This window comes from Corallococcus aberystwythensis (genome assembly GCF_003612165.1).
Classification (GTDB): Bacteria; Myxococcota; Myxococcia; order Myxococcales; family Myxococcaceae; genus Corallococcus; species Corallococcus aberystwythensis.
The window spans coordinates 1-8,781 of the sequence record NZ_RAWK01000347.1 but is presented as its reverse complement, the minus strand read 5'-3'; the positions used below and the strand labels follow the sequence as shown (position 1 = coordinate 8,781).

Below are 8,781 nucleotides of genomic sequence, written 5' to 3'. Positions count from 1 at the left end.
GGGCTGGTGAGCGGGCTTCTGGCGGGCGCGGGACTCGCGCTGCTGCTGGTGCCGGGTGCGCTGCGCGGGCGCATGGGATGGGGTGACGTCAAGCTGATGGCGGGCGTGGGCTGCGTGCTGGGCTTTCCCACGGTGCTCGCCGCGGCGGCCTTCATCTCGCTGGTGGGAGCGCTGCAGGCAGTCGTCACGCTGCTGTGGCAGGGGGCTGTCTGGGACACGCTGGCGGCGGTGGCCCGTCGCTGGGCGGTGCGGATGAAATGGATGCGCGAGGAAACCTCGCCCGCTCCCGTGCGACACATCCCCTACGGCGTCTCCATCGCGCTCGGGACTTTCTGGGCCATGTGGTGGCAGCAACAACATCTGGGATAGCGCGCCGGCGTCCGGGCGCGCGCACGCAAGAAGGGGATTCACACGATGTCCACTCGCTTCACGCAAGCCCTGGCGCTCGGCGCCCTCGTCACCCTGGTGGCCAGTGCCCCCGCCCTGGCCCAGGAGGGCAGCACCGTCAGCCTGGGTGTGGGTACCCAGAAGGTGCTCACCATTCCCGGCCTCAGCCGCGTCGCGCTGGGTGACCCGTCCATCGCGGAGGTCAAGACGCTGGGCACCGGCCAGCTGCTCGTCACCGGCAACCAGGAGGGCAAGACGACGCTGCTCGTCTGGAAGTCCTCCGGTCAGCGCATCAGCTATCTGGTGACGGTCCGCAAGCAGGACCCCAACGAGGTCATCTCGGAGATCAAGCGCCTCCTGGGTGAAATCGAAGGCGTGTCCGTGCGCATGGTGGGCGACCGCATCTACCTGGACGGTCAGGCCTACACCACGCAGGACGCGGACCGCATCGAGCAGGTGGTGAGCCTGTACCCGAACGTGAAGTCGTTCGTGAAGATCGCCCCCAACGCCAAGAAGCTCGTCGCCCAGAACCTGAACGCGGCCTTCCAGAAGGCGGGCCTGAAGAACGTGCAGGCCAACGTGGTGGGCGCGACCATCTTCCTGGAGGGCTCCGTGGAGAGCCAGCAGGACCTCCAGAAGGCGGAGCTGATCACCAAGGCCATCGGTGAGAAGGTGGAGAACCTGCTCGTCGTCGGCATCAAGCGGATGATCCTCTCCGAGGTCCAGTTCGTCGAAATCCGCCGCAACAGCCGCGACCGCTACGGCATCAAGTACCCCACGGACATCACCGGCACGCTGACCGCCGCCGCGACGCTGAACAAGGCGCTCCTGCCGGGCGGCGACGCCACCTCCGAGCTCATCCTGGGCGCGTCGGGCGGCTCCGACCTGAGCATCGGCTTCCAGGCCAACGACGGTTACGGCCGCCTGCTGGCGCAGCCCAAGCTGGTGTGCGCCAGCGGTGAGAAGGCGGAGTTCCTCGCCGGCGGCGAGGTGCCCATCCCGCTCATCACCCAGACGCAGTTCACGGTGGAGTACAAGCCCTACGGCGTCATCCTGAACATCCGCCCCACCGCGGACCGCAACGGCAACATCCAGACGGAAGTGGAGGCGGAGGCCTCTGAAATCGACACCTCCGTGTCCGTGTCCTTCGGTGGTTCGTCCGCCATCCCCGGCTTCCGCACCCGCAAGGTCAAGACGAACGTCACCGTGCGCCACGGTGAGACCATCGTGCTGTCGGGCGTGTTCAGCCACGACGAGCAGAAGGCCGTCGCGAAGCTGCCGGGCCTGGGCAACATCCCCATCGTGGGCGAGCTGTTCAAGAACCGCGCGTTCGACTCCACCAAGCGCGAGCTGGTGATCTTCGTCACCCCGCGCATCGTGAACCCGGACTCGGACAAGGTCCGCAGCATCATCGAGGACGTGAAGACCCGCTACAAGCAGGCCCGCTCCGAGGTGAACTTCAACATCTTCGACTGAGGCCCTCGCGCCTTCATGTCGGATCCGGGCCGGCCCCATTCCCCTCTCCAGGGGAGGGTGCCGGCCCGTTCGTTACCGGGCAGCAGGCGAGCGAGCGTCGCAGGAGTCTTTGAGGTCGTAGGAGGGCTTGGTAGCATCCCAGCCCATGTTTCTCATCACGCTGACGGAGAAGGGCGGCGGTTCGGAGCAGCGGGAGTATCCCAAGAACGAGATCACGATCGGCCGGATTGCTGGCAACGACATCGTGCTCGCCAAGGGGAACGTCTCCAAGACCCACTCCCGCATCGTCGAAAAAGACGGGCGCTTCATCATCGTGGACATGAAGTCCACGAACGGCACCTTCGTGAACGGCAAGAAGATCGCCGGTCCCATGGTGCTCAAGCCCACCGACCAGGTCTCCATCGGCGACTACATCCTCAACGTGGAGGCGCTGGAAGACGCGCCCCAGGACGAGGGCTACGACGAGGAGCAGGGTGAGGAGGCCTACGAGGAAGAGGCCTACGAGGAGGAGGAGCCCTACGAGGAGGAGGAGGCGCCCGCGCCCGCCCCCGCCGCTCCCAGCCGCATGCCCGCGTCCATGGCCGCGGCCATGGCCAAGAACAAGCGCAAGGTGGACCCCCGGCTGGAGCGCTACTCGCGGCTCCAGAAGGAGATCCACGACCGGCTCATCGAGTACCTGGACCTGCGCCGCATGGACATGGACCGGCTCGGGGACGAGGAGCTCTGGCGCCGCACCGAAAAGGCCATCCGGGACATCATCGACCAGATGGAGGCGGACCAGGAGCTTCCCGGGGACGTGGACCGGGAGGAGCTGCTCACCGACGTCATCAACGAGGCGCTGGGCCTGGGGCCCCTGGAAGCGTTCCTCGCGTCGGAAGAGATCAGCGAGATCATGGTGAACCACGCCAACCAGATCTACATCGAGCGCAAGGGCAAGCTGACCCTGTCGGAGAAGACGTTCTCCTCCAACCAGGCAGTGCTCGGCGTCATCGAGCGCATCGTGGCGCCCATTGGCCGCCGCATCGACGAGTCCAGCCCGCTGGTGGACGCGCGCCTCAAGGACGGCAGCCGCGTCAACGCCATCATCCCGCCGCTGGCGCTCAAGGGCCCCTGCATCACCATCCGCAAGTTCAAGAAGGACGCGCTGAAGATCCAGGACCTGATCAAATACAAGACGGTCACCGCGCAGATGGCCGAGTTCCTGGAGATGTGCGTCACCGCGCGCCGCAACATCGTCATCTCCGGCGGCACGGGCTCCGGGAAGACGACGACGCTGAACATCATCAGCTCGTTCATCCCGGAGGGTGAGCGCATCATCACGGTGGAGGACGCGGCGGAGCTTCAGCTGCCGCAGGACCACTGGGTGCAGTTGGAGAGCCGCCCGCCCAACCTGGAAGGCAAGGGCGCCATCACCATCCGCGAGCTGGTGAAGAACTGCCTGCGCATGCGGCCGGACCGCATCGTGGTGGGGGAGTGCCGCTCCGGCGAGACGCTGGACATGCTCCAGGCCATGAACACCGGCCACGACGGTTCGCTCACCACCCTGCACGCGAACACGCCGCGTGACGCCATCGCGCGGCTGGAGACGATGGTGCTCATGTCCGGCATGGAGCTGCCGGTGAAGGCCATCCGCGAGCAGATCGCCAGCGCCGTGCACCTCATCGTGCAGCAGACGCGCTTCTCCGACGGCTCCCGCAAGATCTGCTTCATCACCGAGGTGTCCGGCATGGAGGTCGACATCGTGACCCTCCAGGACATCTTCTATTACAAGCAGGACGGTTTCACGGAAGACCACAAGGTGCGTGGGCGTTACGTAGCGTCGGGCTTCGTCCCGAAGTTCTACGACGAACTCCAGCGCAAGGGCATTCCCGTGAACATGAGTATCTTCCGCGAGGACTGACGCGCCCATGGCAACCCTGGTCGTCCGTCACCCTGACGGCACTGAGCACGAGCACGAAATCGCTGGCGAGCTGAAGATTGGCCGCCAGCAGGGCAATGACCTCGTCCTCACGGAAGGCGGCGTGTCGCGACAGCACGCGCGCGTCTACGTGGAGGGCGGCGCCGTCTACATCGAGGACGGAGGAAGCCAGAACGGCACCTTCGTGGACGGCGAGCGCATTGACGGGCCCACGGCGCTGAAGCCGGGCTCGCAGGTGCTGCTGGGTGACTACGAGCTGAAGCTCAAGGGGAGCGCCCGGAGCACCAGCGGACGCCGCGCGGCGACGCCTCCTCCCAACGACCCCGCGACGCTTTCGGACGCGCCCGTGAAGGGCACGCGTGCCATGCCCAGCATCCGCGCCAAGGCCACCCAGAACGGGGCCGCGAAACCCGAAGGCGCGCTGGCGAAGCGGCCCTCGCGGCCCCAGCCCGCGGGCGGGGCGGCAGCGGCGGGCGCGGGCACGGGTCCGGTGCTCAAGGGCATGACGGGGCCGTGGGCGGGCAAGTCCTATCCCATCACCGGCACGCTGCTGGTGGGCCGGGCGCTGCCGGCGGCCGTCGTCCTGGATGACGACTCCGTGAGCCGGAGGCACGCGGAGGTGAAGCGCGAGGGCAACGCCGTGCTCGCGCGCGACCTGGGCAGCGCCAACGGCACCCTGCTCAACGGCGAGCTGCTGGGCGAGGAGTTCGTCGACCTGCAGGCCGGGGACGTCCTCCAGTTCGGCGTGGTGGAGATGACCTACGAGGCCTCCGACACGCCCGTGCGCCGTCCTGGCACGGCTGGGGCCCCGCCTCGCCGTGGCAGCCGGGCGGAGCCCGCGGCGGGCAACAAGCGCAAGTTGCTGGTGGTGGCGGGCGGCGTGATGGCGCTGCTGGCGGTGGCGGCGGTGGTGAAGTCCTCCATCGGGGCGCCCCAGAAGACGGCGAAGACGGGGCCCTCCGCGCCGTTGGATCCCGCGCAGCAGGTGCAGGAGCTCTTGAGCGAGTGCCGCTCCTACGCCTCCAGCGAGATGGGCGCCCCGGACTGGAACCGCGCCGAGTCCACGTGCGAGCAGGTGCTGGACATGGACCCCATCAACGCCGAGGCGAACACCCTCGTGCGGAAGATCAAGCTGGAGAAGGAGGCCTTCGATAACCTCGAGGCCGCCAAGAAGGCCATCGAGCTCAACCGGGAGAAGAAGGCCCTGGAGCTGCTCCGCAAGATTCCGAAGGAGAGCGAGTACTTCCGCCGCGCCCGCTCCAAGGCGCGCGAGACGGCCGAGCGGTTCGTGGAGCGCGCGAAGGACGACTGCAAGCGCTACCTGAAAAACTCGCAGTGGGGGCCCGCGGTGCCGCGCTGCCAGGAGTACATGGAAGTGTGGTGCCAGAAGCAGAGCAAGGAGGACCTGGAGCCGCCCATCGGGCAGTCGCTCCGCCTGGAGGGCGGCCTGCGCAAGAACGAGTGGCGTCCCAAGGACGCCACGTTCGTGAAGTTCCTGGTGGCCCGCACGCGGGTGGACCGGAACGCCGTGCCCTGGACGTGCCCGGTGTCCGACATCCTGGCGGCGGACGAGCTGGGGCCTGATCAGGCCAGCGAGGTGCGCGCCATGTTCAACAAGCGCTACACCCCGAAGCTCGTCCAGGAGGCGATGATGGACTACTGGGCCGGCCGCGCCAGCGAGGCGATGGCGACGCTGCAGAAGCTGCGCGCGAAGGTGGACCAGGCCGAGCACCACCAGCTGGCGGACGACCTCCTCCGCGACGTGTCCAACGTGGATCAGCTCTTCAAGACGGGCGGGAGCGCCATCACCAACGAGGACCCCGAGCGCGCGGTGGCGCCGTTCAAGGAAGCGCTGGAGACGGACAAGCGCATCATGGCGGAGCTGGCCGAGTCGCACCTGTCCTTCTACCGGAAGAACATCTTCCAGGACATGGCGGCCGCGGCGTACCTGCGCGGCAAGCACTTCGCCGACCGCGAGGACCGCCGCCGGGGCTGCCGCATCTGGAAGCTGGGCTTCGACTTCTACAAGGGCAACACGGACCTGAACCGCGTGGTGGCCTTCTGCTCCACGCAGGCGCAGAACGCGCTGTCCGGCGTGGGCAGCTGTTCGGACCTGGCGGCGGTGGAGGACTACGCCGTGCCGGGTGACGGCATCGCGGAACAGGTGAATGCGAAGAAGGCCGAGCTGAAGTGCCGCTGAGCGGCGCTCGCCAGCGGGGCTTCGTGGACAGGGAGCGGGAGGCGCGCTAGGGACGGGGGATGGCCGACACCAGCCCCCCGCGCTCCGAGCGCCGCCTGGCGCTCTTCGACGCCTCTGGCTTCATCTTCCGCGCCTACCACGCCATCCCCCCGCTCACGACGAGCAAGGGGGTGCCCACCAACGCGGTGCTGGGCTTCACCCGCATGGTGCTCAAGGCCCTGCAGGAGCTGAAGCCCACGCACGTGGCGCTGGCGTTCGACAAGTCGGGCCGCGTGGAGCGTCAGAAGATCGACCCCACGTACAAGGCGAACCGCAAGGCGCCGCCGGAGGACCTGACGCCCCAGTTCCCGCTCATCCGCAAGGTGGGGGACGTGCTGAACCTGGCCTCGCTGGACGCGGAGGGCTGGGAGGCGGACGACGTCATCGGCACGCTGGCGATGCAGGCGAAGGCGGAGGGCTTCCAGGTCCTGGTCGTCACCAGCGACAAGGACTTCATGCAGATTGTCGACGAGGACATCACCCTCTTCGACCCCGCGAAGAACAAGCGCATGGGCATCGCGGATGTGCAGGAGAAGATGGGCATCCTGCCCAAGCAGGTGCGCGACTTCCTGGCGCTGGTGGGCGACGCGGTGGACAACGTCGCCAAGGTGCCGGGCGTGGGCGACAAGACGGCCGTGGAGCTGCTCCACCAGTTTGGCGACGTGGAGACGCTGCTCGCCCGCGTGGAGGAGGTGAAGAAGCCGAAGATCCGCGCGGCGCTGGAGTCCCACCGCGAGAGCCTGGTGCGCGCCAAGCAGCTGGTCACCTTCAACACCGGCCTGCCCCTGGGCGTGAAGCTGGACGACCTGATCCGCCGCGCTCCGGACGCCACGCGCGCGCGCGACCTGTTCACGGAGCTGGAGTTCTTCGCGCTCCTGCGCGACCTGCCCGCGGAGGAGCCCGCGGCCCGTCCGGACGTGGCGCCGCTCTCGGTCACCACCACGCTGGTCACCACGGAAGCGGAACTGAAGGCGATGGCGGACGCGGCGAAGGCCGCCGGGACGCTCACGCTGGTGCCCGCCTTCGAGGGCATGCCCTTCGCGGCGCCGCTGGTGGGGCTGGGCGTGGCGCTGCCGGATGGCACCACGCGCTACGTGCCCTTGAGGCACCAGCAGCTGGGCGCGACGCAGGTCCCGGTGGCGGCCTTCACTGCGGCGATGAAGGACGTGCTCGCGGACGCGGCGGTGAAGAAGGGCGGCCACGACCTCAAGGCGCTCACGCTGGTGCTGGCCAATGAAGGCCTGACGCTGGAGGGCGCGCACGACGACGTGGAGCTCCTGAGCTACCTGCTCAACCCGTCCCGCCGGGAGCACGCGCTGGAGGACCTGGCGCGCGAGCGGCTGCGCTCGGAGCTGCCCGCGCTGCCCGCGTCCGTGGGCGGCAAGAAGGGCAGGGCGCTGGCGGACCACGGCCCGGACGAGGTGGCCGCGGCGTACGCGGTGCGCGCGGACGCGGCGCGGAGGCTGGCCCCGGAGCTGTGGAAGGAGCTGGAGCTGGGCGGGCTGGCGGAGCTGGCGCGCACGCTGGAGCTGCCGCTGCTGCCCGTGCTCGCGCGCATGGAGCGCGAGGGCGTGAAGCTGGATGTGACGGAGCTTGGGCGCACCTCCGAACGCGTGGACGTGGAGGTGAAGGCGAAGGAGGCCGAGTGCCACCAGGCCGCGGGCCACGTCTTCAACCTGGGCTCCAACCCGCAGCTGGCGCAGGTGCTCTACGAAGAGCAGAAGCTCCCCATCCTCAAGCGCGGCAAGACGGGCCCGTCCACGGATCAGGAGGTGCTGGAGAAGCTGGCGGAGGAGCACGACAGCGTGCTCGCGCGGGCGCTGATTGAGTACCGCGGCCTGTCCAAGCTCAAGAGCACCTACCTGGACACGCTGCCCACGCTGGTGGCGAAGGACGGGCGCATCCATACGACGTACCACCAGGCGGCCACCGCCACGGGCCGGCTGTCCTCGTCCGACCCGAACCTGCAGAACATCCCCATCCGCTCAGAGCTGGGCCGGGAGATCCGCCGCGCCTTCGTGGCGGAGGCCGGGCACCAGCTGGTGAGCGCGGACTACTCGCAGGTGGAGTTGCGGCTGCTGGCGCACATCGCGGAGGACCCGGTGCTCATCGAGGCCTTCCGCAACGATGAGGACATCCACAGCCGCACGGCGGCGGAAATCTTCGGCGTGGACCCCAAGGACGTGGACCGCGAGCAGCGCCGCGTGGCGAAGACGGTGAACTTCGGCATCGCGTACGGCCTGTCCGCGCACGGCCTGTCCACGCGCCTGGGCATCTCCCAGGAGAACGCGCGCGACGTCATCGAGCGGTACTTCACCCGGTACGCGGGCATCCGCCAGTACCTGGAGGACACCGTGGAGAAGGCGCGCAAGGTGGGCTACGTGGAGACGCTCTACGGCCGCCGCCGCCTGATGGGGGACCTGCTCTCCAAGAACCGGGGCGTGGCCCAGGCCGCGGAGCGGGCCGCCATCAACATGCCCATCCAGGGCACCGCCGCGGACCTGATGAAGAAGGCCATGCTGTCCGTGGACGCGGCGCTGCGCGAGCAGAAGCTGAAGACGCGCGTGCTACTCCAGGTGCACGACGAACTGCTCTTCGAGGCGCCGGACGCGGAGGTGGACGCGGTGAAGGCCCTGGCCGTGAAGAGCATGGCCTCCGTCGCCGAGCTGAAGGTGCCGCTCAAGGTGGACGTGGGCGCGGGCAAGAGCTGGGCGGACGCGCACTGAAACAAAAAAATGCGGGAGAGCGCCCACCCCCGTAG

General features: G+C 68.4%; 5 protein-coding genes. All 5 read left to right on the top strand.

Annotation, left to right across the window (positions count from 1 at the left end):
- A partial coding sequence (locus tag D7W81_RS36920; RefSeq protein ID WP_120560068.1) for a prepilin peptidase occupies nt 1-369 on the top strand: 369 nt, incomplete at its 5' end.
- 45 nt (nt 370-414) lie between these two features.
- Nucleotides 415-1,863 (top strand): type II and III secretion system protein family protein, encoded by a 1,449-nt coding sequence (locus D7W81_RS36915; protein ID WP_120560067.1) that lies wholly within the window; start codon nt 415-417, stop codon nt 1,861-1,863.
- Nucleotides 1,864-2,008: 145 nt separating this feature from the next.
- Nucleotides 2,009-3,763 carry a TadA family conjugal transfer-associated ATPase gene (locus D7W81_RS36910; protein ID WP_120560066.1) on the top strand — a complete coding sequence of 585 codons (1,755 nt, stop codon included), beginning with the start codon at nt 2,009-2,011 and terminating at the stop codon, nt 3,761-3,763.
- A 7-nt stretch (nt 3,764-3,770) separates the two neighbouring features.
- Entirely contained in the window at nt 3,771-5,981 is a 2,211-nt protein-coding gene (locus tag D7W81_RS36905; protein WP_120560065.1) for an FHA domain-containing protein, read from the top strand.
- 59 nt (nt 5,982-6,040) lie between these two features.
- Complete coding sequence (gene polA / locus D7W81_RS36900) at nt 6,041-8,746, top strand: DNA polymerase I (protein WP_120560064.1); 2,706 nt, start codon at nt 6,041-6,043, stop codon at nt 8,744-8,746.
- The last annotated feature ends 35 nt before the right edge of the window (nt 8,747-8,781 follow it).

Excerpts from the sequence above, each read along its gene's own strand:
- D7W81_RS36915 (WP_120560067.1), top strand. The coding sequence starts at position 415 with ATGTCCACTCGCTTCACGCAAGCCCTGGCGCTCGGCGCCCTCGTCACC.
- D7W81_RS36910 (WP_120560066.1), top strand. The coding sequence starts at position 2,009 with ATGTTTCTCATCACGCTGACGGAGAAGGGCGGCGGTTCGGAGCAGCGG.
- D7W81_RS36905 (WP_120560065.1), top strand. The coding sequence starts at position 3,771 with ATGGCAACCCTGGTCGTCCGTCACCCTGACGGCACTGAGCACGAGCAC.
- polA (WP_120560064.1), top strand. The coding sequence starts at position 6,041 with ATGGCCGACACCAGCCCCCCGCGCTCCGAGCGCCGCCTGGCGCTCTTC.